The following is a 25416-nucleotide window of genomic DNA, read 5'->3' on the forward strand; positions in this document are numbered from 1 at the left end:
CTATTGGCCGGGCTCGCCGAGCAGCAATTACGAGGACAAGCCCGACATCGATAGCGATGGCGACCGGCATTACTGGGACGTGTGGGGCGGCAAGAAGCCGGTCGAGGCGTATCTCGACAGCTGCCCGCGGTTCATGTCCGAATACGGCCTGCAGTCGATGCCCGAGATGAAGACGATCCGGACGTTTGCGACCGACGCCGACTTCTCGCCGACCTCGCCGGTGATGAAGGCGCACCAGAAGTTTTTGAAGGGCGAGGGCAACGACCGGCTGCTGTTCTACATCCGCGAGAAATACCGTGAGCCGCGCGACTTCGCCGAGTTCGTGTATCTGAGCCAGGTGATGCAGGCCGAGGGGATCGAACTCGCCGCGCTGCACCACCGCGCGTGCCGACCGGTGACGATGGGGTCGCTGTTCTGGCAGATCAACGACGTCTGGCCGGGCGCGTCATGGGCCAGCATCGATTATTACGGCCGCTGGAAGGCGCTGCAATTCCGCGCGGCATTTCTATGCGCCGCTGGCGATCGCCGCCGAGCGCAAGGACGGCGCGACCAAGGTGAGCTTGATTTCGGACGCGACGGTGCCGACCGAGGCGAAGTGGCGCGTGCGGACGCTCGACGTCGACGGCAAGGTCGTCGCGACGCGCGAGGAAGCTGCGACGTTGGCGCCCTTGTCCGCAACGGCGGTGGCGACGCTGCCCGATGCGGCGCTGTTCGCGGGTGGCGATCCAGCGCGGACGATTGCGGTGGCGGAGTTGCTCATTGATGGCCGCGTGACATCGCGCGTGCTGGTGTCGGCGGCACCAAAGACGATGACACTCCCCGATCCGGGACTGACCGCGACCTGGGACGGCGATCGACTGACGCTGACCGCCACCAAGCTGGCGCGCGCAGTGTGGCTCGATTTTGGGAAGGTCGAGGCGACGCCATCGGACAATGCGTTCGATCTGTTGCCGGGGGAGAGTGTTACGGTGACTGTTGCTTCGAAGACGTCGGCTGCGGCGTTGCGGCGTGCCTTGTCGGTCCGGACTCTGGCCGGCATCGCGGCGGTGAAGTCGTGATGCGCATTACAGCCACCCCGTCATCCCAGCGAACGCTGGGATCAAGAGTATCGAAGGGCGACGTTCGTGGCTCTGGATCCTGGGTCGAGCCCAGGATGACGGAGCGTGGGAGGGGCACACCCTATCCCAGTTAGCGCGTTTTGCCTTCGTGCCGGGGCTGTTGCTCGCCACGTCCGCACTAGCGCAGACCGTCGACCCGGCTGTCCGCAGCATGACGCTCGACGAGAAGGCGGCGCAGTTGCAGAGCGTTGCGCCGGCGATCCCACGGCTCAACCTGCCCGCGTATGATTACTGGAACGAAGGGCTGCACGGGCTCGCGCGCAACGGCGTGGCGACGGTGTTTCCGCAGGCGATCGGCCTCGCCGCGACGTGGGACGAGGCGCTACTCAGGCGCGTCGGCGATGTCGTGTCGACCGAGGCGCGCGAAGTCGAACGCGCTGCCGGCGGGGGACCGCGAACGCTATCAGGGGCTGACGATCTGGTCGCCCAACATCAACATCTTCCGCGATCCGCGCTGGGGGCGTGGGCAGGAGACGTATGGCGAGGATCCGTATCTGACGGGGCGGCTCGGCGTCGCGTTCATCGGCGGGTTGCAGGGGCCCGACCTCGCGCATCCGAAGGTGATCGGCACGCCGAAGCACCTCGCCGCGCATAGCGGACCCGAGGCGGGGCGCGATGGGTTCGATGTCGATATCTCGCCGCACGACCGCGAGGCGACGTTCCTCCCGGCGTTCCGGATGGCGCTGACCGAGGGCAAGGCGCTGTCGACGATGTGCGCGTACAACGCGATCCACGGCGTGCCGGTGTGTGCGTCGGAGCCGTTGCTGACCGAGACGGTGCGGAAGCAATGGGGCTTCAAGGGGCTGATCGTGTCCGACTGCGATGCGGTCGGGAATATCTCGAACTATCATTATTATCGGCCCGATACTGCGAGCGGATCGGCCGCGGCGATTTCCGCTGGCATGGATTTCAACTGCGGTAAGACCTACGCGGCGCTCGGCGACGCGGTGCGCCGCGGACTGGTGCCCGAGGCGACGCTCGACACGAGTCTGACGCGTACGTTCGCGGTGCGGCGGATGCTCGGCGGGGCGTTCGGGACGACGAGCCCGTGGGACAAGATCAAGCCGACCGAGTTCGACACGCCGGCGCACCGCGCGCTGGCGCTGGAGGCAGCGCGGAAGGCGATGGTACTGGTCCAGAACAACGGCGTGCTGCCGTTGAAACCTTCGGCGAAGATCGCGGTGATCGGGCCGAATGCGGACAGCGTCGACGTGCTGGAGGCGAATTATCACGGTACGGCGGCGGCGCCGATCACGCCGCTGGCGGCGCTGCGCACATCGTTTGCGGGCGTGCAGTATGCGCAAGGGTCGAGCATCGCCGAGGGCGTGCCCGTGCCGGTGCCCGACACCGCGCTGTCGCTGCGCGGCGAATATTTCCGGCGGAGCGATTTCACGGGTACGTCGGCGGTGCGCGCCGACCGGCGGATCGACTTCGACTGGGATCGCACCGCGCCCGCGCCGGGGATCGATCCGGCCGCGTTCTCGGTGCGCTGGACCGGCACGATCACCGCGCCGGCTGCCGGCGAGTATGTGTTTCGGTTAGACGTGCCGCGCTGTTTCGACTGCAAGGGGCATGATCCCGCGCGGTTGTGGATCGACGGCAAGCCGGTCGCCGACGACGATGGTAGCGGCAAGAATGTCGAGGCGGCGGTGACGTTGACCGCGGGCCCTCACGCGATCCGTGTCGAGCTTGCGCATAGCGGCGAGGATCAGGGACTGCGGCTGACCTGGACCGCGCCCGCCGATGCGCAGGTCGCCGAGGCGGTGGCCGCGGCCAAGGATGCCGATGCGATCGTCGCGTTCGTAGGGCTGTCGCCTGCGGTCGAGGGCGAGGCGTTGCAGATCGAGGTGGCCGGATTCTCAGGCGGCGATCGGACCGATATCGGGCTTCCCGCCGCGCAGGTGCGGTTGCTCGAAGCGGCCAAGGCGACCGGCAAGCCGCTGGTGGTCGTGCTGATGACCGGCAGCGCGGTCGCGATGACCTGGGCGAAGGCGCATGCCGACGCGATCCTGGTCGGCTGGTATCCGGGGCAGGCTGGCGGGCAGGCGATCGCCGATACGCTGGTTGGCAAGAGCAATCCGGGCGGGCGACTGCCGGTGACGTTCTACGCGAAGACGCGCGATCTGCCTGCGTTCATCGACTACAACATGCGCGAGCGGACGTATCGGTACTTCACGGGCACGCCGCTGTGGGGCTTTGGGCATGGGTTGAGCTATACGCAGTTCGCTTATGCCGCGCCGAAACTCGCGCGCAGCACCATTGCGGCGGGGGAGAGCTTCACCGTCGAGGTGCCGGTGCGCAATACCGGCAAGGTCGCGGGCGACGAAGTGGTGCAGGCGTATCTCGTGCCGCCCGAGCCGGTGGTGAAGCCGCGCTTCAACGATCCCGTCCTTCAGCGTCAGCTCGTCGGGTTCAGGCGCCAGACAGTGAAGCCGGGCCAGACGGCACGCGTGGCCTTTACGATCGATCCTCGCGGCATGAGTAGCGTCGATGCGGCGGGAACGCGCCGTGTCGTACCGGGCGAATATCGGCTGCACATCGGTGGCGGCCAGCCCGGTGACGGACCGGGTGTCGATACCGTCTTCACCGTGACGGGAACGCAGGATTTGCCGAAATGATCGATCGCCGGATGCTTATCGCGGGTGCTGCGGCACTCGGGCTCTCGGGACCGCTGCGGGCCGCCCCGCCGTCGTTCGTCAGCAAGCGCCCGAAGCTTGGCGATCGTCGTTACACCAGTCGCGCGGTCGAGGCGGAGATCGCGCGCGTGTCGGCGAAGATCGCCGATCCCGAACTCGCCTGGATGTTCGGCAATTGCTATCCGAACACGCTCGACACGACGGTGTTCATGGGCGCGGTCGACGACAAGCCGGATGCGTTCGTGATCACCGGCGATATCGACTGCATGTGGCTGCGCGACAGCTCGGCGCAGGTCCATCCGTATCTGCCGCTGGCCAAACGCGATCCGGCGTTGCGGACGCTGTTCCGCGGGCTCATCGCGCGGCAGGCGCGGTGCATCCTGATCGATCCATACGCCAACGCGTTCATGCACGACCCATCGGCGAAGACGAACCTCAGCTGGTCGCTGACCGACGACACGGTGATGAAGCCGGGCGTCGGCGAGCGGAAGTGGGAGGTGGATTCGCTCTGCTACCCGATGTGGATCGCGCACGCCTATTGGCAGGCGACCGGTGACGTCGTCCCATTCGATGCGCTGTGGGCGGACGGTGCGCGCGTCGATCCGGACGTTCCGCGAGCAGCAGCGCAAGGACGGGTCGGGGCCGTATCGCTTCCGCCGGTCGTCGCCGATCGTCGGCGAGAGCATGCCGCTCGACGGCTATGGTCCGCCGTCGCGACCGGTTGGGCTGATCCATTGCGGGTTCCGGCCGTCGGACGATGCGTGCGTGCTCCCGTTCCTGATCCCGTCGAACATCTTCGCGGTCCGCGCGCTGCGCCAGCTGGCGGAACTCGCGACGCGCGCCCGGCCCGACGCGGCGCTGGCGGCGGATGCGTCGGCGTTGGCGGACGAGGTCGAGGCGGCGTTGCGGCTGCATGGCATGACCAAGGGCGCGGACGGACAGCCGGTCTGGGCGTATGAGGTCGATGGATACGGCAACGCGATCTTCATGGACGACGCCAACGTGCCGAGCCTCTCGGGGCTTGCCTATCTCGGCGCGGTGAAGGCTGACGATCCGCTCTGGCGGCGCACGGCGGCGCGCGTGGAGCAAGGACAACGCGTATTTCTTCACCGGCAAGGCGGCTGAGGGGATTGGCAGTCCGCATACCGGCTTGCGCGAGATCTGGCCGATGTCGATCGTCATGCACGCGCTGAACGCACTCGAAACCAGCGACGACGCGACGGTCGTGCGGTCGCTGGCGGCGCTGAAGGCGACGCACGGCGGCACCGGGTTCATGCATGAATCCTTCAACCAGGACGACGGCGCGAAGTTTACGCGGTCGTGGTTCGCCTGGGCCAACGGGCTGTTCGGCGAACTGATCGTCGACATCGCCGCCAAACGCCCCGCCCTTCTCGGAGTCCGCGCATGACCATCACCCGCCGTATGCTGCTCGCGGGGAGCGGCGCGCTTGCGCTGACCGCGCGTGCGACGTTTGCCGTCGCGCCACGCACCACGACCGCGCCTGATCTTTTCGTCGGCACCGGGGGGCACGGCCACACCTATCCGGGCGCGACGTTGCCGTTCGGGATGGTGCAGCTCAGTCCCGATACCGATGTCGAGCGCTGGGATGCGTGTTCGGGTTATCACCGCACCGACACGTCGATCATGGGGTTCAGCCACACGCATCTGTCGGGCACCGGGATCGGCGACATGCTCGACGTTCTGGTGGTGCCGACGCGGGGGCCGGTGCAGCTGACACCCGGCACCTTGGCCGATCCCGATGCGGGGTATCGCCAGCGCTTCTCCGCCGAGCATGCCGAGCCCGGCTATTACCGCGTAACGCTGGAATCGGGCGTGCGGGCGGAGCTGACCGTGACCGAGCGGACCGGCATCCAGCGCCACGTCTTCCCAGCGGGCGCAGGGCATATCCTCGTCAACCTGTCGCACCTGATCCTCGACAAGTCCGACCAGGGCGTGCTGATCGACGATGCGTCGCTGAACATCGACGAGACCGGCATGCTGACCGGCAGCCGGCGCGTGTTCCGCTGGGCGAAGGGGCGGCGGATCCATTTCGCGATGCAGCTTTCGCGGAAACCCGACCGGATCGTGTTCTACGGCGATGGCGACGTCGCGCAGCCAGCGGGCGCGAAGGGCGTAGCGGGGAAGCGCGTCAAGGCGGTGCTGCACTATGACGATGCCGGCACAGCGCCGATCGTGATCCGCACGGGTATCTCCGCGGTCGACGTCGTGGGTGCGCGCGCGAACCTCGCCGCGGAAGCGCGACATTGGGATTTCGACCGCTATCGTGCTGATGCATCCAAGCGCTGGGCGCCTGCGCTTGCCGCGGTCAGCGTCGAGGGGGCACGCCGGCGCAGCGCACGATCATGGCGAGTGCGCTGTACCACGCACAGCTTGCGCCGACGCTCTTCTCCGATGTCGACGGGCGCTATGTCGGGCTCGACCGGCAGGTGCACACGGTGACCGGCAAGGACCGTGCGTACAGTACCTATTCGATGTGGGACACGTATCGCGCGCTGCATCCGCTGCTCACGCTGATCGAGCCGGAGCGGACCGCGGAGCTGGTCGGCGACCTGATCCGGCAGACGCAGCAGAGCCCTTACGGTCCGCCGGTCTGGCCTTTGCAGGGCGTCGAGACGGGGTGCATGATCGGCTGGCATTCGGTGTCGGTGATGGCCGAGGCGCGCGCGAAGAGCGTGCCCGCGAACTATGCCGCGGCGTGGCCGAATGTGCGGCATCGGTCGTTCGATTTTGCGATGCCGAACCTCGACAACAGCCTCGGGATCAAGCCGTACGACACGATGGGCTATATTCCTGCGGACACGGTGTTCGAGTCGGTTTCTCGCACGCTCGAATATGCGTATGACGATTACGCGTCGGCGCATCTGGCCGATGCGGCGGGCGCGACCGCCGATGCGGCGCGGTTGCGCAAGCGGAGCGGGAATTGGCGCAACGTGTTCGATGCGTCGATCGGGTTCGCACGGCCGAAGCTCGCGAACGGAACATGGGCCACGCCGTACGATCCGATCGCGCTCGGCCATTCGTCGAAGTGGCGCGATTATACCGAGAGCAATGGCTGGCAGGCGACGTTCCTCAACCAGCACGACGTGTACGGCCTGATCGCGGCGATGGGCGGCGATGCGCAGTTCGAGGCCAAGCTCGACGGGCTGTTCAACGCGCCGTCGATCCTGCCGAAGGATGCGCCGCCCGACATCAGCGGGTTGGTCGGCCAATATGCGCATGGCAACGAGCCGAGCCATCACGTCGCGTATATGTATGCGTATTGCGGAGCCGCCTGGAAGACCCAGGCGATGGTCCGCCGGCTGCTGACCGAGATGTACAAGGACGATCCCGACGGCATCATCGGCAACGACGATTGCGGGCAGATGAGCGCGTGGTTCGTGCTGAGCGCGCTCGGGCTGTACCCGGTCGATCCGGTGAGCGCGAACTATGTGCTCGGCTCGCCGCTGTTCGACCGGGCCGAGATGCGCGTCGGGGGCGGCAGGACGCTGGTCGTCGAGGCGCGCGGCAATGCGGCGGATCGGCCCTATGTCCAGTCGGTGACGTGGAACGGCAAGCCTTGGACGAAGAGCTGGATCGCGCACGCCGACATCGTTCGCGGCGGGCGGCTCGTGTTCGAAATGGGCGACACGCCCAACCGTGATTTTGGCCGCGCGCTCGCCGACCGGCCGCCAGCAACCACCGGAGTTTCGCGATGACGTTAGACCTCAATCGCCGTGCGTTGATCGCCGGTACGCTTGCTACCGCCGCGGCAGGCCGAGCGAACGCCGCCGCCCCGGTCGGCGCGCCTGCTCCCTGGGGCGCGACACCGAGCGTCCGCCAACTCGCGTGGCACAAGCGCGAGCGTTACGGCTTCGTCCACTTCACGCTGAACACCTGGACCGACAAGGAATGGGGCTATGGCGACGAGGACCCCAAGCTGTTCGACCCGACCGCGTTCGATCCCGACCAGATCGTCGCGGCGGCGAAGAGCGCGGGGCTAACCGGGCTCGTCCTGACCGCCAAGCATCATGACGGCTTCTGCCTTTGGCCGACCAAGCTCACCGAGCATTGCATCCGCAACAGCCCGTACAAGGGCGGCAAGGGCGACATCGTCCGCGAACTGGGCGACGCGTGCCGGCGCGGCGGAATCTCCTACGGCCTGTATCTGTCGCCCTGGGATCGCAACCGCGCCGACTATGGCACCCCCGCGTACGTCGAGTATTTCCGCGCGCAGCTGACCGATCTCTGCACCAATTACGGCGAGCTGTTCGAAGTCTGGTTCGACGGCGCGAACGGCGGCGACGGCTATTATGGCGGCGCGCGCGAGGCGCGGAAGATCGATGCGCCGAAATATTACAATTGGCCGTCGATCATCGCGCTGGTCCACAAATTGCAGCCGATGGCGTGCACCTTCGATCCGCTCGGCGCGGATATCCGCTGGGTCGGCAACGAGGACGGTCACGCGGGCGATCCCTGCTGGCCGACGATGCCGAACCATCCCTATGTCCAGTCGGAGGGCAATTCGGGCGTGCGCGGGGCGCCGCTATGGTGGCCGGCGGAGACCAACACGTCGATCCGTCCCGGCTGGTTCTATCATGCCGACGAGGACCTCCAGGTGAAGTCGCCGCAGCGGCTGATGCAGTTCCACGACGAGTCGGTCGGGCGCGGCACCAACATGATGCTCAACCTGCCGCCCGATCGCCGCGGCCTGATCGCGGAGCCCGATCTCGCGTCGCTGAAATCGTTCGGCGATGCGTTGCGCGCGAGCTTCAGGACTGATCTGGCGAAGGGCGCGGTGGCGACGGCCTCGTCGGTGCGCGGACGGCAGTTTGCGGCGGCAAACGTGCTCGACGGCAATCGCGACACCTATTGGAGCACGCCCGATGCGGTGACGACGCCATCGCTGGTGCTCGACCTGCCGCCGGGGCGCCGCTTCGACCTGATCCGGATCCGCGAGGCGCTCGACCTCGGCGTGCGCGTGACGAAGTTCGCGATCGACGTGGCGGATGCGAAGGGCGCGTGGCGCGAGGTCGCGGTGCACGAGTGCATCGGGGCGCAGCGGATCATCCGCCTGCCCGAGCCCGTGACCGCGCGGCGTGTGCGGTTGCGGATCGTCGAGGCGCCGGCGTGCCCGGCGATCACCGAGCTGTCGCTGTTCCTGAGCGTCGCGCCGGTCGCGATCGCGGCATCGCAGGCGACGGGCAACAAGATCATTGCGAAGACCGGGTGGACGATCGTCAGCGCGATCCAGCACACTCTGGCGATGAAGGCGGGCAAGCCGGATTTCGCGGGCGAGACATCGCTGGCGGGTGTGGTCAAGCCCGGATTGGCTGGTGCGGAGGCGGTGCTCGACGACGACCTTGCCACCGTCTGGACGACGCCGGCGCCGACGCCGACGAGCATCGTGATGCTGATGATCGACATGGGGAAGGCGGAGCAGGTCGCCGGGTTCAGCCTGACGCCGACCCGCCAGGCGCTACCCGACGCGGGCCCGCCCGGGCGCTACCGCGTCGAGACGAGCGAGGATGGCAAGACCTGGACACCGGCGGGCGAGGGCGAGTTCGGCAACATCGCCTACGCCCGGGCAACGCAGCGCATCACCTTCGCGAAGGCGCGGCAGGCTCGGTATCTGATGCTGGGGTTCACCACTGTCGCGACCACGCAGCCGAAGATGGCGATCGCGGGCATCGGCGCGTTCCGGCCTTAGGGTAGAGGCAGGCGGACACGACTCCGTCATGATCGCCGTCACCCCGGACCTGTTCCGGGGTCCACCGTTCCGCACACTTGTAAGGGCTGATCCGGCGGAACGGTGGATGCCGGAACAAGCCGAGCATGACGGGGGGTGAGAGGTTTCTCTCAGTCCCGTCATCCTGACGAAAGTCAGGATCCAGGGTAACGGACGGCACGCTTGCGGCTCTGGATCATGACTTTCGTCAGGATGACGGAGATTGCTGGGCACGCCTTTTTGGCACCGGGGCTGGGCTAGCCGGCTTCGATCGGGCATGGCCTTCCGCGACACTGCGGGTGAGCGTACAGATGGACCAATCAGCAACTATGCCGCGGATCGCGGGGCCCGAGGATCATGTGGTGGTCGTCGGGGGCGGCTTCTCCGGCGCACTGTTCGCGGTCAATCTGATGCGGCACGCGGGGCCGCGCGTGACGTTGATCGAGCGCCGCGACCGGCAACTCGCGCGCGGTGTCGCGTATAGCGCGGCGCATCCGGATCACCTGCTCAATGTCCGTGCCGGCAACATGAGCGCGCTGCCCGACGATCCCGATCACTTCGTCCGCTGGCTGGAGGCGCACGGCAAGGGCGACCGCAAGACTTTCGTCCCGCGCACGACCTATGGCGCGTATCTGCGTGAACTGCTCGACGCGGCGATCGCGGAATCGAGCGGCCGGCTGGTGCATGTCGAAGGCGAGGTCTGCGCGATCGATCCGGTCGAAGGCGACGGCGTGACGCTGACGATGGCGGACGGGCGTAAAATCCCGGCCGACACTGCGGTGCTCGCGCTCGGCAATCTGCCCCCGCACACGCCGCCAGGGTTGAAGCCCGACGCGCTGCCGACCGGTGTCTATTACGCAGACCCGTGGGCGGCCAACCTCGCCGAGGGGCTGGACGCGGACGACACCGTCGTGCTGGTCGGAACCGGGCTGACCGCGATCGACGCGGCGTTGCTGCTCGATGCGCAGGGGTTCGCCGGAAATATCCTGGCGATGTCGCGACGCGGGCTGTCGCCGCGACGGCATGTCGATGGCGCGCCGGCGCACCGCGGTGTCTCGGACAAACCGCAGGGCGGGCTGACTGATCTCGTCCGCCATGTTCGTGCACGCGCTGCGCAGGAATGCTGGCGTTGCGCAGTCGACGAGCTTCGTCCGGTCACGCAGATGTTATGGGCGGCGGCGTCGCAGGAGGTGCGCGGACGCTTCCTTCGCCATTTACGCCCGTATTGGGACGTCCACCGCCACCGGCTCGCACCGGCGGTGGCGGACCGGGTCGAGGCACTCGTCGCGACCGGGCGGCTGAGCTTCGCGGCGGGCAAGATCGTGTCCGCCGAAGCCGACGGGGCGCAGGCAAATCTGACGTGGCGACCGCGCGGCGAGACCGATCCGGTCGTCACGCGGGCCGCGCGGATCGTCAATTGCACGGGGCCGCAGGGCGATCTGTTGCGCTCCGAGGAGCCGCTCGTGAAGCATCTGCTCGCGGCCGGTGCGATCCGGCCCGATCCGTTGCGGCTCGGCGTCGACGTCGATGCTCAGTCGCGGGCGATCCGCGCTGACGGCACGCCCGACGACCGCATCCACTGTATCGGGCCGATGACCCGCGGCGGGCTGTGGGAGGTCGTCGCGGTGCCCGATATCCGCGTCCAGAGCTGGGATCTCGCGCGCCGCCTGTCCAACGCGCAATGGGTTGGCGGCGAAGGGCTTTGACCGCGGTGAGGCGGTTTTTCGCCGGCGAGGCGGCAGGGGCCATCGTGCTGCTCGCCGCGACGATCGCGGCATTGCTCGTCGCCAATCCACCGCTCGCGCCGGCCTATTTCGCGACGCTCCACCATGAAGTCGCCGGTCTGAGCGTTCATCACTGGATCGACGATGGTGCGATGGCGCTGTTCTTCCTGCTGATCGGGCTGGAGGTGAAAAGCGAGTTCATCTCGGGGCATCTCTCGACCTGGGGGAGCGCATCCTGCCCGGCGCGGCAGCGCTCGCGGGCATGGTGGTGCCGGCGTGCCTCTATCTGCTCGTCAACATGGGGACGCCCGCCAATCTGCGCGGCTGGGGGATCCCGGCGGCGACCGATATCGCGTTCGCGCTCGGCATCCTGGCCTTGCTGGGTTCGCGCGTGCCGACTTCGCTGAAAGTGCTGCTGACGGCGATCGCGGTGATTGACGACCTGCTCGCGATCCTCGTCATCGCGCTGTTCTACACCGGCCATATCGCGCTGTTGCCGTTGCTTAGCGCGGGCGTGGGGCTCGGCGTGCTGGTCGTCCTGAACCTGTTGGGGGTGCGGTCGCTGGTGCCGTATCTGCTGATCGGCGTCGGCATCTGGTACGGGGTCCTGCTGTCGGGCGTGCATGCGACGCTCGCCGGCGTGGCGGTCGCGCTGACAATTCCGCTGCGGACGGGGGAGGGGCAGCCGCCGCTCAAACGCCTCGAACACGCGCTCCAGCCCTGGTCGAGTTTCCTGATCGTGCCGGCGTTCGGGTTCGCCAATGCGGGCATCGCGTTCGGCGGGATGGTGGCGGCGGACGTGATTTCGCCGTTGCCGGTCGGGATCATGCTCGGGCTGTTCCTCGGCAAACAGATCGGCATCTTCGCGACGATCCGCGGGCTCGTGATGGTCCGGCTGGCCGAGGCGCCCCGGAACGCGACCTGGGCGCAGGTGTACGGCATGGCGGTGCTGTGCGGGATCGGGTTTACGATGAGCCTGTTCATCGGCGGGCTTGCGTTCGCGGACGCGCCGCACGCGCTGGATTCGGTCAAGATCGGCGTGTTCGCGGGCTCGATCCTCTCAGGCGTCGCAGGCTGGGTGATTCTTCGCCGCACCGCACCATAATTCCGACAATACTACGCGAAACATACGCGTAAGCCCGGCAATCGATCTCGAATTGCTACGTCGCCGGAGCCTAATTGCCAGTCCTCGCGAGCGGCCATCCTTCCGGCGGCGCGCGCATGGGGACCGCAATGCATATTCTTCGTTTCACCGCCGCCGCCGGACTTCTCGCCGGTCTCGCCACGCCCGCGTTCGCGCAGGATACCGCGCCGCCGTCTCCCGTCACCGTCAGCGGTTCGGTGACGCTCGCGACCGATTACCGCCTGCGCGGCGTGTCGCAGTCGGACAAGGACGGCGCGATCCAAGGCGGGCTGACGATCGCGCATGAGAGCGGGTTCTACGTCGGCGCATGGGGCTCGAACCTGTCGGGCTGGGGCACGTTCGGCGGCTCGAACATGGAGCTCGACCTGATCGGCGGCTACAAGCACAAGCTCGCGGACAACGCGACGATCGACGTCGGCCTGACCTGGTACATGTATCCGGGCGGCGCCTCGAAGACCGACTATGCCGAGCCCTATGTGAAACTCAGCGGCACGACTGGTCCGGCGACGCTGACCGCGAGCGCTTTCTACGCGCCGAAGCAGCAGGCACTCGGCAAATGGTATCGCACCGGCGCCGACGCGGCGGCGGGTGTCTACACCAATCCCGGCGACAAGAAGGACAACCTTTACCTGACCGGCGACGGTGCGTTCGCGCTTCCCGGTACGCCGGTCACCGCCAAGGCGCATATCGGGCATAGCTGGGGCAATGACGGCCTCGGCCCCAACGCGACCAGCGCGGCGCCGACGGGCGACTATTGGGATTGGTCGCTCAGTGCGGACACTACGTATCGAAACCTCACCTTCAACGTGAGCTATGTCGACACCGACATCACGCGTCGCAGTGCTGCGTATCTCCAGCCTAGCTTCAGCCGTGGCCAGGACGGCACCAGATCGATCGCCGACGGCACCGTGGTTGCCTCGCTCACCGCCGCGTTCTGAAAGGACCCGAGCTATGCAGGACCTACTCTGGATCGCGATCATGATCGGACTGGTGGCGGCGACGCTCGCCTATGTCCGCCTGTGCGACAACGCCTGAGCCCATGAGGACACCATCATGACCCTCGACCTCTGGCTCGCCGCGATCGTCGCGCTCGGGCTGCTGTTTTACCTCGTGGCGGTGCTTATCCGTCCCGAACGCTTTTAGGAGCGCGTCCTCATGACATTCGAAGGATGGATTCTCATCCTGGGCTTCGTCGGCATATTGCTGGCGTTGACCAAACCCGTCGGCCTGTGGCTGTTCGCCTTGTACGAAGGCCGCCGCACGCCGATCCATGCGATCCTCGGTCCGGTCGAGACCGGCTTCTACAAGCTCAGCGGCATCGACCCCAAGCAGGAGCAGGGCTGGCGCCGATACGCGCTGCACATGATCGTGTTCAACGCCGTGCTGATGGCGCTGACCTACGCGGTGCTGCGCTTGCAGGGTGTCCTACCAGGTAACCCGCAGGGCCTCGCAGGGCTGAGCCCCCATCTCGCGTTCAACACCGCGATCAGCTTCACCGCGAACACCAACTGGCAGAGCTATGCCGGTGAATCCACCATGTCGAACTTCAGCCAGATGTTCGGCCTGACGATCCACAACTTCCTGTCGGCGGCCACCGGCATCGCGCTGGCGTTCGCACTGTTCCGCGGGTTCGCGCGTAGGTCGAGTGCGACGATCGGCAATTTCTGGGCCGATATGACGCGCGTCACGCTCTACGTGCTGCTGCCGATCTGCGTCGTCGTGACGCTCTTCTATATCGCCAGCGGCGTACCGCAGACGCTCGCCGGCACGGTCGACATCACCACGCTCGAAGGCCTCAAGCAGACGCTGACGCTAGGCCCGGTCGCGAGCCAGGAAGCGATCAAGATGCTCGGCACCAATGGTGGCGGCTTCTTCAACGCGAACTCGGCGCATCCGTTCGAGAACCCGACCGCGCTCGTCAACCTCGTACAGATGCTGTCGATCTTCGTCATCGGCTTCGGCCTGACCTGGACCTTCGGCAAGGCCGTCGGCAACACGAAACAAGGCTGGGCGATCCTTTCGGCGATGCTCGTGCTGTTCCTCGCCGGCGTCACCATCACCTATGCTCAGGAGGCCGCGGGCAACCCGATCCTCCACCAGATCGGCGTCGCGGGCGGCAACATGGAAGGCAAGGAGGTCCGCTTCGGGATCGCCGCGTCCGCGCTGTTCTCGGTCGTCACGACGGCGGCATCGTGCGGCGCGGTCAACGCCATGCACGACAGCTTCACGGCCTTGGGCGGCATGATCCCGCTGCTCAACATGCAGCTCGGCGAAGTCGTCATCGGCGGCGTCGGTGCAGGCATCTACGGGTTCCTGCTGTTCGCCATCCTCGCCGTGTTCGTCGCAGGGCTGATGGTCGGCCGCACGCCCGAATATGTCGGCAAGAAGATCGAGGCGCGCGAAGTGAAACTGGCGGTGCTGGCGATCGCCATCCTGCCGCTCGTCATCCTCGGCTTCACCGCGCTCAGCGCCGTGCTGCCCGACGGGCTTGCGGGGCCGCTCAACAAGGGGCCGCACGGGTTCAGCGAGATCCTTTACGCGTTCACCAGCGCGGTCGGGAACAACGGGTCCGCGTTCGCCGGGCTCACCGCCAACACGCCGTATTACAACGGCTTGCTGGGGGTCGCGATGTGGCTTGGGCGCTTCTTCATCATCGTGCCGATGCTCGCCATCGCCGGTGGTCTCGCGGCCAAGAAGTACACGCCCGAAAGCGCAGGCTCGTTCCCGACGACGGGTGCGCTGTGGGTCGGCTTGCTGGTAGGGATCATCCTGATCGTCGGTGGCCTGACCTTCCTGCCGAGCCTCGCGCTCGGTCCCATCGCCGATCATCTCGCGATGATCAGCGGCAAAACCTTCTGACGGGACAAGCCAAAATGGCACGCACCCCTACCAAGTCGCTGTTTACGGCCGACTTGATCATCCCGGCGATCGGCGACGCTTTCCGGAAACTCGATCCGCGGCAGTTGATCCGCAACCCGGTGATGTTCGTCACCGCCGTCGTCGCCACGCTGTTGACGATCCTCGTCAACGTCGGCGGCGACGGGCTCTCGGTCGGCTTCAAGATACAGCTGGTGATCTGGCTGTGGCTGACCGTGTTGTTCGGCACCTTCGCCGAAGCGCTCGCCGAAGGCCGCGGCAAGGCGCAGGCCGCGTCGTTGCGCGCGACCAAGGCCGAACTGACCGCCCGCCGCATGAAGGGCGACCAGGTCGAGTCCGTCCCCGCCGGCATGCTCCGCGCGGGCGACATCGTGCTCGTCACGATGGGCGACCTGATCCCGGCGGACGGCGAAGTCGTCTGGGGCGTCGCCTCGGTCAATGAAGCGGCGATCACCGGCGAGAGCGCACCGGTGATCCGCGAGGCAGGCGGCGATCGCTCGGCGGTGACCGCGGGCACGCGCGTCATCTCCGACGAGATCCGGGTCAAGGTCACGGCCAATCCCGGCGAAGGCTTTCTCGACCGCATGATCGCACTCGTCGAGGGCGCCGAGCGGCAGAAGACGCCGAACGAGATCGCGCTCACGCTGCTGCTCGTCGGCCTGACGATCATCTTCCTGATCGCGGTCGGCACGATCCCCGGTTTCGCCAGCTATGCGGGCGGCCGTGTGCCGGTCGCGATCCTCGCGGCGCTGCTGATCACGCTGATCCCGACGACCATTGCGGCGCTGCTGTCGGCGATCGGTATTGCCGGCATGGACCGACTGGTGCGCTTCAATGTGCTGGCGAAGTCCGGACGTGCGGTCGAGGCGGCGGGCGATATCGACGTCCTGCTGCTCGACAAGACCGGCACGATCACGATCGGCGACCGCCAGGCGAGCGAGTTCCGCTCGGTCGGCGGCACGCGCGACGAGGATCTGGCCGAGGCGGCGTTGCTCGCCAGCCTCGCCGACGAAACGCCCGAGGGCCGCTCGATCGTCGTGCTTGCACGCGAAAAGTTCGGCGTGACGACAAGCGAACTGCCGGGCGACGCGGAGGTCATCCCGTTCACCGCGCAGACGCGTATCTCGGGCGTGATCGTCGGGGGTTCGCTGATCCAGAAGGGCGCGGTCGACTCGATCCTGAAGGCTAATCCGGGGGCTGGGGCGACTGCAGCGGCCACCGAGCTGCGCCGCATCACCGACGAGATCGCGCGCGCCGGTGGCACGCCGCTGGCGGTCGCCCGCGATGGTCGGTTGCTCGGCGCGATCTTCCTCAAGGACGTCGTGAAGGCTGGCATTCGCGAGCGGTTCGGCGAGCTGCGCGCGATGGGCATTCGCACGGTGATGATCACCGGCGACAACCCGCTCACCGCCGCCGCGATCGCCGCAGAGGCCGGCGTCGACGACTTCCTCGCGCAGGCAACGCCGGAGGACAAGCTCGACCTGATCCGCAAGGAACAGCAGGGTGGGCGGCTGGTCGCGATGTGCGGCGACGGCACCAACGACGCACCGGCTCTGGCGCAGGCGGACGTAGGCGTGGCGATGAACACCGGCACGCAGGCCGCGCGCGAGGCGGGCAACATGGTCGACCTCGACAGCGATCCGACCAAGCTGATCGAGATCGTCGGTCTCGGGAAGCAGCTGCTGATGACGCGCGGTGCGCTGACGACCTTCTCGGTAGCGAACGACGTCGCGAAGTATTTCGCGATCATCCCGGCGATGTTCGTCGCGCTCTATCCGGGGCTCGGCGTGCTCAACGTGATGCGGCTGGGTTCGCCCGAAAGCGCGATCCTGTCGGCGATCATCTTCAACGCGATCATCATCCCGATGCTGGTACCGCTTGCGTTGAAAGGCGTGGCGTACAAGCCGATGGCCGCGGGGCCGCTGCTGGCGCGGAACCTGGCCGTGTATGGCCTGGGGGGCCTGATCGCGCCGTTCGTGGGGATCAAGCTCATCGACATACTCGTCGGCGCCTTGGGGCTGGCATGATGACCAACATTAGCCTGCCGTGCGCCCGCACGCCGTTGCACCGCGAGCCAACACCACCCCGGCGAAGGCCGGGGCCCAAGTGGAGAGGTCGGGGTAACGACGCGCAACTCGAGTTGGCGACGTTGCCCAATTGGACCCCGGCCTTCGCCGGGGTGGTGCCAGGGGAAGGGCGCAAAGGGCAACCTCCGCCACCCCCACCCCAAAGCAATGTTCACCCGCGAAGGCGGGTGCCCAGACTGGGTCCCCGCCTTCGCGGGGATGCATGGAGACGACAGCATGACCTCCGATTTCACCTCCGCGCTCCGCCCGGCATTCGTCATGACGATCCTGTTCGCGCTGCTGCTCGGGATCGTCTATCCCCTCGCGATGACCGGGATCGGACAGGCCATCTTCCCCGCGCAAGCGAACGGCAGTCTCGTCGTCGCCAATGGCAAGGCGATTGGCTCGACCGTGGTCGGGCAGGCGTTCACCACCGATCGCTATTTCCAGACGCGACCCTCGGCCGCCGGCAAGGGCTATGACGGGCTTGCCTCGTCCGGCTCGAACCTCGGGCCGACCAGCCAGGCGCTGGTCGATCGCACCAAGGCCGATGTCGCCAAGCGCCGCGCAGAAGGCGTGACCGGGCCGCTCCCGGCCGACCTCGCCACCGCCTCGGGCTCGGGTCTCGACCCCGATTTGTCGCCAGCCTCGGCCTATGCGCAAGTCGATCGCGTCGCACGGACCCGCGGTCTGCCTGCCGACAAGGTTCGCACACTCGTCACGGCTAACGTCGACGGTCCGCTGCTCGGCATCCTCGGCGAGCCGCGCGTCAACGTCCTCGCCCTCAACCGCGCGCTGAGACTCGACCGGCGCACGTTGAACGACGACGGACGACCATCCCCCGAGGCCCTTCTGCGACAGGCGTCGCAGGAGGGTCGCGGCCGTTTGAAGATATTCCTCGGCGCCGCCCCCGGCGTCGGCAAAACCTACGAGATGCTCTCCGAAGGCGCCGAACGCCGCCGCGCTGGCGTCGATATCGTCATCGGCGTGGTCGAGACGCACGGCCGCGTCGAGACCGAAGCGCTCACCCGTGGCCATGAGATCGTCCCGCGCAAAGCGATCCCTTACGAAGGCCGCACGCTCGACGAAATGGACCTCGACGCGATCCTCGAACGCGCCCCCACGCTCGTCCTCGTCGACGAACTCGCCCACACCAACGCGCCCGGCAGCCGCCACCCCAAGCGTTACCAGGACGTCGAGGAACTGCTCGCCGCCGGCATCGACGTCTATTCGACGATCAACATCCAGCACATCGAGAGCCTCAACGACGTCGTCGCCTCGTTCACGCGCGTCAGGGTGCGCGAGACCGTCCCCGACAGCATCGTCGAGGCCGCCGAGATCGAAGTCGTCGACATCCCGCCCGACGAACTGATCGAGCGGTTGAAGGCGGGCAAGGTCTACCTGCCCCAAGAGGCGACCCGAGCCCTCTCGCATTTCTTCTCCAAGTCGAACCTCTCGGCGTTACGCGAACTAGCGCTCCGCCGCGCAGCGCAGGCTGTCGACGCGCAGATGCTCGAACACGTCCGCGCGCTCGGCGTCGGCGGTACCTGGGCGGGCGGCGAGCGGATCGTCGTCGCGATCAGCGAACTGCCGGGCGCACTCGGCCTCGTCCGCGCCACCAAGCGGATCGCCGACGCGATGCACGCGCCCTGGACCGCGGTATATATCGAGACGGCGCGCGCGCAGACCTTCGGCGAGCCCGAGCACCGCCAGCTCGCCGCCGTCTTCAACCTCGCGACCCAGCTCGGCGGCGATGTCGCGACCGTCCCTGCGACTTCGGTCGTCGACGGTTTGAAGACCTTCACCACTGAGGCGCGCGCGACGCAGTTGGTGGTCGGCAAGTCGAGCCGCTCGCGCTGGTTCGAACTCCGCCACGGTTCGGTCGTCGACCAGATGGTCCGCGAGACGCCGGGGATCGCGGTCCACGTCCTGCCGATGGAGGCGGGCACCGCCACCCGCGGCAAGCGCAAGCATACCGGCGATTGGGGCAGCAAGTCCGGTTACGCTTGGACGACGGCCATGGTCGCGGGTGTCACCGGCGTGGCGAGCGCGCTGTTCCACATCCTCAACCTCGGCAACGTCGCGCTGCTGTATCTGCTCCCGGTGATGGCCGCGGCGAGCCTGTTCGGGCTGCGCACCGGGCTGTTCGCCGGGATCGCCTCGTCGATCGCGTACAACTTCTTCTTCCTGCCGCCGACCGGCACGCTGACGATCAACAATCCCGAGAACGTGATCTCGATCCTCGTCCTGCTCGGCATCGCGTTCGTGACGAGCCAACTCACGTCGCGGGTCCGCGCGCAGGCTGACATCGCCGCGGCCAGCGCGCGCACCAACGCCGCGCTTGCCGGGTTCCTTCGCCAACTGACTTCGCTCAACGAGCCGGTCGCGTTGGCGCGTGCGATCTGCGAGGAAATCGGGCGGTTGTTCGGCGTCCGCGCGGTGATCCTCGTCGCGGAGGATACCGGCCTCGCGGTGCAGGCGGCGAACGGCGCGGACTACCGGCTCGAGACGATGGAGATGGCGGCGGCGCAATGGGCCTATGACAGCGGCGCGTCGGCGGGTCGCGGGTCGAGCACGCTGGCGGCATCGGAGTGGTTCTTCCAGCCGTTGCGCTCGGGCGAGCGGACGCTGGCGGTGCTCGGCCTTGCGCGTGAGGCGGGTGGCGATCCGGTGCGATCGGACCAGTTGCCGTTGCTGATGAGCTTGGTCGATCAGGCGTCGCTGGTGTTCGAACGCGCGCGGCTCGAGGTCGAGATGCGCGATGTCGATGCGGTGCGCGAGCGCGATCGGTTGCGGGCCGCGCTGTTGTCGTCGGTCAGCCACGATCTGCGCACGCCGCTGACGTCGGTGATGGCGGCGGCGGCGGAACTGCACCGCGGCGTCACGCCCGAGCTGATCGCGACGATCGAGAGCGAGGCGGCGCGGCTCAACCGGTTCGTCGGCAACCTGCTCGACATGGCGCGGGTCGAGGCAGGCGCGCTGCGGTTGCGGCTCGAGCCGACCGACCTGACCGACGCGGTGGCGGGCGCGGTGCACGACACGAAGCGCGTGCTCGAAGGCCATGCGATCGAGCTCGACGTGGCGCCGAACCTGCCTCTGGTCCGCGTCGACCCGCAACTGCTCCACCACTGCCTGCTCAACCTGCTCGACAATGCCGGCCGCTATGCTGACCCCGGCACGCCGATCGTCGTGCGGGCGGAGCACCGCTTCGGGATGCTCCGGCTGTCGGTGATCGACCAGGGGCCCGGTCTGCCGCCCGGCCGCGAAAAGGAGGTGTTCGAGACGTTCCGCCGCCTGGAAGGCTCCGACCGTGCGATCGGCGGCACGGGACTTGGGCTTGCGATCGTGAAGGCGTTCGCCGAAGCGATGGGGATGAGCGTCGAAGCCAGCAATCGCGAAGACCTGACGGGGGCGCAGTTCAGCCTGTGCTTCCCCGTGGCCCTGCTCGTCCGCGACACCGATGGAGCTAATCTATGAGCGCGCAGACGGTGCTGATCGTCGACGACGAACTGCATATCCGGCGGCTGTTGAAGAACACGCTGGAACGCGCGGGATACGGCGTCGAGGAGGCGGTCGACGCGCGCGAGGCTTTGCGGGTTGCGGCGAGCCGGCCGTTGACCGCGGTGCTGCTCGACCTGGGGTTGCCGGATCGTGACGGACTCGAACTGGTACCGCTGCTGAAGAAGCTCGGCGATCCGATTATTCTGGTCGTCTCCGCGCGCGAGGCGACCGACCAGAAGGTAGCTGCGCTCGATCTGGGGGCCGAGGATTATGTGACCAAGCCGTTCGATACAGAGGAACTGCTCGCACGGTTGCGGGTCGCGTTGCGGGGGCGCGGCGAGGCGACGTCGCGGCCGACGGTGCTGCGTGCGCAAGGGGTGGAGATCGATTTCGAGCACCGGCTCGTCCGCCGCGGGAACGAGGAGGCGCATCTGACGCGGAAGGAGTTCGACGTGCTGTCGGCGCTGGCCGCGCATCCGGGGCGGGTCGTGACGCATCAGCGGATATTGGAAGCGGCGTGGCCGACCGATCATGACCGCCGGATCGAATATCTCCGCATCGTGGTGCGGAATTTGCGGCAGAAGCTGGAGGGGACGGGGGGCGTAGGGACCGTCATCGCGAACGAGCTCGGGATCGGGTACCGGCTCCTCGTCGAGGCCTGAGTGAAGAAAGCATGTTTCCCCGCGAAGGCGGGGACCCAGTCTGGGCTCCCGCCGTCGCGGGAGGACAAGGAAGCGGGCGGTTCGCCTGTGATGAAGCCCAACCCCCTGCAGTCACCCCAGCCCCAAACCGTCACCCCAGCGCAAGCTGGGGTCTCCCTGCCATAGGTCGCCCCTGCCGCGAGAGGTCCCGGCTTTCGCCGGGATGACGAAGTTGCGCACTACGCGAACACTATGGCTCCCCCGCAAAATCGATCTCGAACGCTTATGCGGCTAGCGATAGCTGAAGCGTCGCATGACCGACGCCCGCCGCCTTCGCACCGACCTCAGCCTCCGCGCGAGCGGCTTCCTGTCGCTCGCGCTCGCCGCCATCGCAATCCACACGCTGGCCGGTCTCAAGCCATCGACCAGCGTACTCGCATTCCTGCTCGCCACGATCGGCTTCCTCTGCGCGAGTGGTGGCGCGATGCTGGTGATCGTCGGCCACCACATCCACGACCGGGTTAAGGTCAGCGCTCGCTGGCGACGCGTGGCGCGATAGGCCGCGCCGGGGGCGGGACCTGTCGACGCGCGCGCCCGATGTCCTTATGCTACCGCATTGCAGCATGATGACGAGGGAGCGCTCTGCATGATCGGTCGACGCGAAGTAATGACCGCGCTGGGTCTGTTGGGTGTCCTGCCACAGGCCGCCGCAGCGATTCGCGCAGCGCCCGGCAAGGCGGAGCCGTTTTCGTGGGAAACGCTTCAGCAACGCGCCGCAATGTTTGCAACGAAGCCGTACCGGGCCCCCGCCAAGGTCGCTGCCGCCGCGGCGATCGATTACGACAAGGTCGGCAGCATCCGCTTTCGCGCCGACAAGACGCTCGCCGGCGGCATCCGGCTGTTCCCGCTCGGTCGCTATGCGCCGATGCCGGTCGCGATCAACGTCGTCGAGGGCGGGCAGGCGCGCCGTATCGAGTTTTCGCGTGACCTGTTCGAGGCCGAAGAGGGGCATGCCGCCGCGCTCGGCATCGCGGGTTTCCGCGCGATGGCGCCGGGCGGGACCAGCGACTGGATGGCGTTCCAGGGCGCATCCTATTTCCGCACCGCCGGCGCGCAGGATCAATATGGCCTGTCCGCGCGTGGGCTCGCGATCAACACGGGGCTGCCGGGTCGCGAGGAATTTCCCGACTTCACCGAATTCTGGATCGAGCGGACCGGCGCCGACGCGTACACGATCTACGCGCTGATGGATGGAGCCAGCGTCACGGGGGCGTACCGGTTCCAGTCGCGGCATGTCGCGGGCGCGGGCGTCGAACAGCAGGTTTCATCCGTACTGAACATCCGCCGCGACATCGAGCGGCTCGGCGTCGCGCCCGCGACCAGCATGTTCTGGTACGGCGAAGGCAACCGCGCCGCCGCGGTCGATTGGCGGCCCGAGATCCACGACTCCGACGGCCTCGCGTTGCTCACCGGCGCGGGCGAGCGCATCTGGCGACCGCTCAACAATCCGCCGCACGATACGCTCGACAGCTTTGCGGATCAGGCGCCCAAGGGCTTCGGTCTGATCCAGCGCGACCGCAATTTCGATCATTATCAGGACGACGGGGCGTTCTACGATCGCCGGCCGAACCTATGGGTTCAGCCGCAGGGCGATTGGGGCAAGGGTGCGGTGATGCTCTATGCGTTCCCGACCAACAGCGAGACGGTGGATAATGTCGTCTCGTTTTGGACGCCGGCCGCGCCTGCCAAGGCCGGGCAGCGGCTGCAGTTCGATTACTCGCTGTCGTGGAGATCGAGCGACCCGACTGCGGTCGCCGCGACCGCGCATGTCGTCGATTGCTGGCAGGGCGTCGCCGGCCGACCCGGCGCGGAACCGGTCAAGGGCGCGCGAAAGCTCGTGGTCGATTTCATCGGCGACGGTCTCGCCGGGCTCGACCGGCAGAGCGGCGTGACCGCCAAGATCGACGTTGTCCGCGGCAAGGTGCTCGCCAACGCGGCGTATCCGGTGGTCGGCCAGAAGAACCGCTGGCGCGTGACCGCCGACATCGCGCCCGATGCACAGGGCCCGGCCGACGTCAGGCTGTTTCTCACGCGCGGTGGTCGCGCGCTCAGCGAAACCGTGCTGACGCCGATCTTCTGATGTCCGACCTTCCCGCCATGATGCCGGGCGAGTCACCGATCGAGATGCTCCCGCAGCGTTTCGACGGGCCGCCGCCGCCCTGGTCCGCGCCCGAGCCGGGGCCGGGCATGGTCGTTTCGAACGACGATATGCTCGCGCGCCGGATCATCCTGATTTTGATGACCGGTCTGTTGGCGACCGCGGCATCGTCCGCGGTGCAGGAATCGCTGCTCGCCGACGGGCTGAGCCTGTGGGACGCGGTATTGCTGGCGTTGTTCTTTCCGCTGTTCGCGTGGATCGCGTTCGGCTTCATGAACGCGGCGATCGGCTTTGTGCTGTTGATGACCGGCGGCCATCCGGGCTTCGTGCCGACACCGCGCCAGTCCGAACCGCTCGAGGGGCGCACCGCGATCCTGATGCCGGTTCATAACGAAGACATCGACGCCGTGTTCGAGCGGATCGCCTGGATGGCGCGCGCGATCGCGGCTGGCGGTGTCGCCGACCGGTTCGACATCTTCATCCTGAGCGACTCGGGCGAAGCGGCGGAGGCGGCCGAGGTCGCGGCGTGGCAGAGGCTCGCGCCGACGCTCGACTGCGCGCTCTATTACCGCCGCCGGACCGTGAACGTGGGCCGCAAGCCGGGCAACGTGGCGGAGTGGATCCGGCGGTTCGGCGGCGGTTACCGCTATATGCTGATGCTCGACGCGGACAGCCTGATGGGCGGCAACACGATCATCGGCATGGCGCAGGTGCTCGAACGGCGGCCCGCGGTGGCACTGCTCCAGACCGTGCCTGCGGTGATCAACGGCGTCACGTTCTTCCAGCGCTGGATGCAGTTCGCCAGCCGGTTATATGGCCCGATCTCGACCGCAGGGCTCGTCTGGTGGTCGGGCTCGGAGGCGACCTTCTGGGGCCACAACGCGATGATCCGGATCGAGGCGTTCGCGGCGAGTTGCGGCTTGCCCGACCTGCCCGGCCGAGCGCCGTTCGGCGGCGTCATCATGAGCCACGACATGGTCGAGGCGGCGTTGCTGCGGCGGCGCGGCTGGCGGGTGCACATGCTGATGACCGAGGAAACGTTCGAGGAATATCCGCCGACCTTGATCGACGCGGCGGTGCGCGACCGACGCTGGGCGCAGGGGAATATTCAGCATCTGAGCTTGCTGACCTCGTCTGGGTTCCACTGGGTCAGCCGGCTGCAACTGCTGATGGGCGCGTCGGCGTTCATCACTTCGCCGGTGTGGCTGCTCATGATTGCCACCAGCGTCGTCCAGGCGCTGCTCGGCGAGCGTAATATCGTCGAGGCGCAGACCTCGTTGCAGGTGCTGTTCGTGACGCTGCTGCTGCTGTTTGGGCCGAAACTGTTGAGCGTGATCTGGGCGTTCTCGAATGCCGAGCGTCGCGCGGGGTTTGGCGGGCGGCGCGGGATCGTGCGGTCGGTGCTGGTCGACGTGCCGTTCTCGATGTTGTCCGCGCCGGTGATCGCGTTGACGCAGACGATGGACCTCGCCGGGATATTGATGGGGCGCAAGTCCGGCTGGGCGCCGCAGAACCGCGATGCGCAAGAGTTGTCGCTGGCGGACGTGATGCCGCGCTATCGCTGGCATGTCGGGGTGGGCGTCGCGCTGCTAGCGGTGACGCCGTTCGCGCCGGTGACCGCAGCGTGGCTCGCGCCGGTGACGTTGGGGCTGTTGCTCAGTCCATTCCTGACGATGCTGACGGCGAGCGAGAAGGCGGGGAAGTGGGCGACCGGTCACGGTATGTTCGTCGAGCCCGGCGAGCATGTGTCGGTTCTCTCGCGGCCGTCGCTGCCGGCGCACAGCGGGTAGCCCCGCGCGCCCTCCGTCATTCTGACGAAAGTCAGG

The 25416-nt window shown here is 67.4% G+C and carries 13 protein-coding genes and 4 pseudogenes; all 17 read left to right on the forward strand.

All coding sequences use genetic code 11. The features are described from left to right. The first annotated feature begins 602 nt into the window (after positions 1–602). Positions 603–1058: a glycoside hydrolase family 2 protein gene (locus QP181_RS17025; RefSeq protein ID WP_333929266.1), complete on the forward strand. Its 456-nt coding sequence runs from the start codon at positions 603–605 to the stop codon at positions 1056–1058. Positions 1059–1459: 401 nt separating this feature from the next. Continuing rightward, positions 1460–3736, forward strand: a complete 2277-nt coding sequence (locus QP181_RS17030; protein WP_333929267.1) for a glycoside hydrolase family 3 C-terminal domain-containing protein — start codon at positions 1460–1462, stop codon at positions 3734–3736. Between the two features lie 182 nt (positions 3737–3918). Further along, positions 3919–4290 (forward strand): annotated as a pseudogene (locus QP181_RS20150) (glycoside hydrolase family 125 protein); the annotation flags it as partial. Between the two features lie 34 nt (positions 4291–4324). Further along, positions 4325–5162, forward strand: a pseudogene (locus tag QP181_RS20155) (glycoside hydrolase family 125 protein). After that, positions 5159–7470 (forward strand): annotated as a pseudogene (locus tag QP181_RS17040) (GH92 family glycosyl hydrolase). The pseudogenes QP181_RS20155 and QP181_RS17040 overlap by 4 nt, the downstream one beginning before the upstream one ends. Continuing rightward, the gene (locus QP181_RS17045; protein ID WP_333929268.1) at positions 7467–9461 is read left to right on the forward strand and encodes an alpha-L-fucosidase; all 1995 of its coding nucleotides are present in this window, start codon (positions 7467–7469) and stop codon (positions 9459–9461) included. The pseudogene QP181_RS17040 and the gene QP181_RS17045 overlap by 4 nt, the downstream one beginning before the upstream one ends. A 329-nt stretch (positions 9462–9790) precedes the next feature. Continuing rightward, the gene (locus tag QP181_RS17050) at positions 9791–11185 is read left to right on the forward strand and encodes an FAD/NAD(P)-binding protein (protein WP_333929269.1); all 1395 of its coding nucleotides are present in this window, start codon (positions 9791–9793) and stop codon (positions 11183–11185) included. Further along, positions 11161–12308: pseudogene (nhaA, locus tag QP181_RS17055) on the forward strand (Na+/H+ antiporter NhaA). The gene QP181_RS17050 and the pseudogene nhaA overlap by 25 nt, the downstream one beginning before the upstream one ends. 128 nt (positions 12309–12436) lie before the next feature. Then, complete coding sequence (locus QP181_RS17060; RefSeq protein ID WP_333929270.1) at positions 12437–13285, forward strand: TorF family putative porin; 849 nt, start codon at positions 12437–12439, stop codon at positions 13283–13285. 115 nt (positions 13286–13400) lie between these two features. Continuing rightward, positions 13401–13490: a K(+)-transporting ATPase subunit F gene (gene kdpF / locus QP181_RS17065; RefSeq protein ID WP_055875324.1), complete on the forward strand. Its 90-nt coding sequence runs from the start codon at positions 13401–13403 to the stop codon at positions 13488–13490. Positions 13491–13502: 12 nt separating this feature from the next. Continuing rightward, the gene (gene kdpA, locus QP181_RS17070; protein WP_333929271.1) at positions 13503–15206 is read left to right on the forward strand and encodes a potassium-transporting ATPase subunit KdpA; all 1704 of its coding nucleotides are present in this window, start codon (positions 13503–13505) and stop codon (positions 15204–15206) included. A 14-nt stretch (positions 15207–15220) separates the two neighbouring features. After that, positions 15221–17251 carry a potassium-transporting ATPase subunit KdpB gene (gene kdpB, locus QP181_RS17075; RefSeq protein ID WP_333929272.1) on the forward strand — a complete coding sequence of 677 codons (2031 nt, stop codon included), beginning with the start codon at positions 15221–15223 and terminating at the stop codon, positions 17249–17251. A gap of 276 nt (positions 17252–17527) precedes the next feature. Continuing rightward, positions 17528–20767, forward strand: coding sequence for a potassium-transporting ATPase subunit KdpC (gene kdpC / locus QP181_RS17080; protein ID WP_333929273.1), 3240 nt, complete (start codon positions 17528–17530; stop codon positions 20765–20767). Then, positions 20764–21453: a response regulator transcription factor gene (locus tag QP181_RS17085; RefSeq protein ID WP_333929274.1), complete on the forward strand. Its 690-nt coding sequence runs from the start codon at positions 20764–20766 to the stop codon at positions 21451–21453. Before kdpC ends, QP181_RS17085 begins: the two co-directional genes overlap by 4 nt. A gap of 292 nt (positions 21454–21745) precedes the next feature. Beyond that, positions 21746–21991 carry a hypothetical protein gene (locus tag QP181_RS17090; RefSeq protein ID WP_332755681.1) on the forward strand — a complete coding sequence of 82 codons (246 nt, stop codon included), beginning with the start codon at positions 21746–21748 and terminating at the stop codon, positions 21989–21991. 87 nt (positions 21992–22078) lie between these two features. Then, complete coding sequence (locus tag QP181_RS17095) at positions 22079–23572, forward strand: OpgD/OpgG family glucan biosynthesis protein (protein ID WP_333929275.1); 1494 nt, start codon at positions 22079–22081, stop codon at positions 23570–23572. After that, complete coding sequence (mdoH, locus tag QP181_RS17100) at positions 23572–25380, forward strand: glucans biosynthesis glucosyltransferase MdoH (RefSeq protein ID WP_243643275.1); 1809 nt, start codon at positions 23572–23574, stop codon at positions 25378–25380. The genes QP181_RS17095 and mdoH overlap by 1 nt, the downstream gene beginning before the upstream one ends. Positions 25381–25416: the final 36 nt, after the last annotated feature.

Source organism: Sphingomonas sp. LR55 (assembly GCF_036856015.1).
Taxonomy (GTDB): domain Bacteria; phylum Pseudomonadota; class Alphaproteobacteria; order Sphingomonadales; family Sphingomonadaceae; genus Sphingomonas.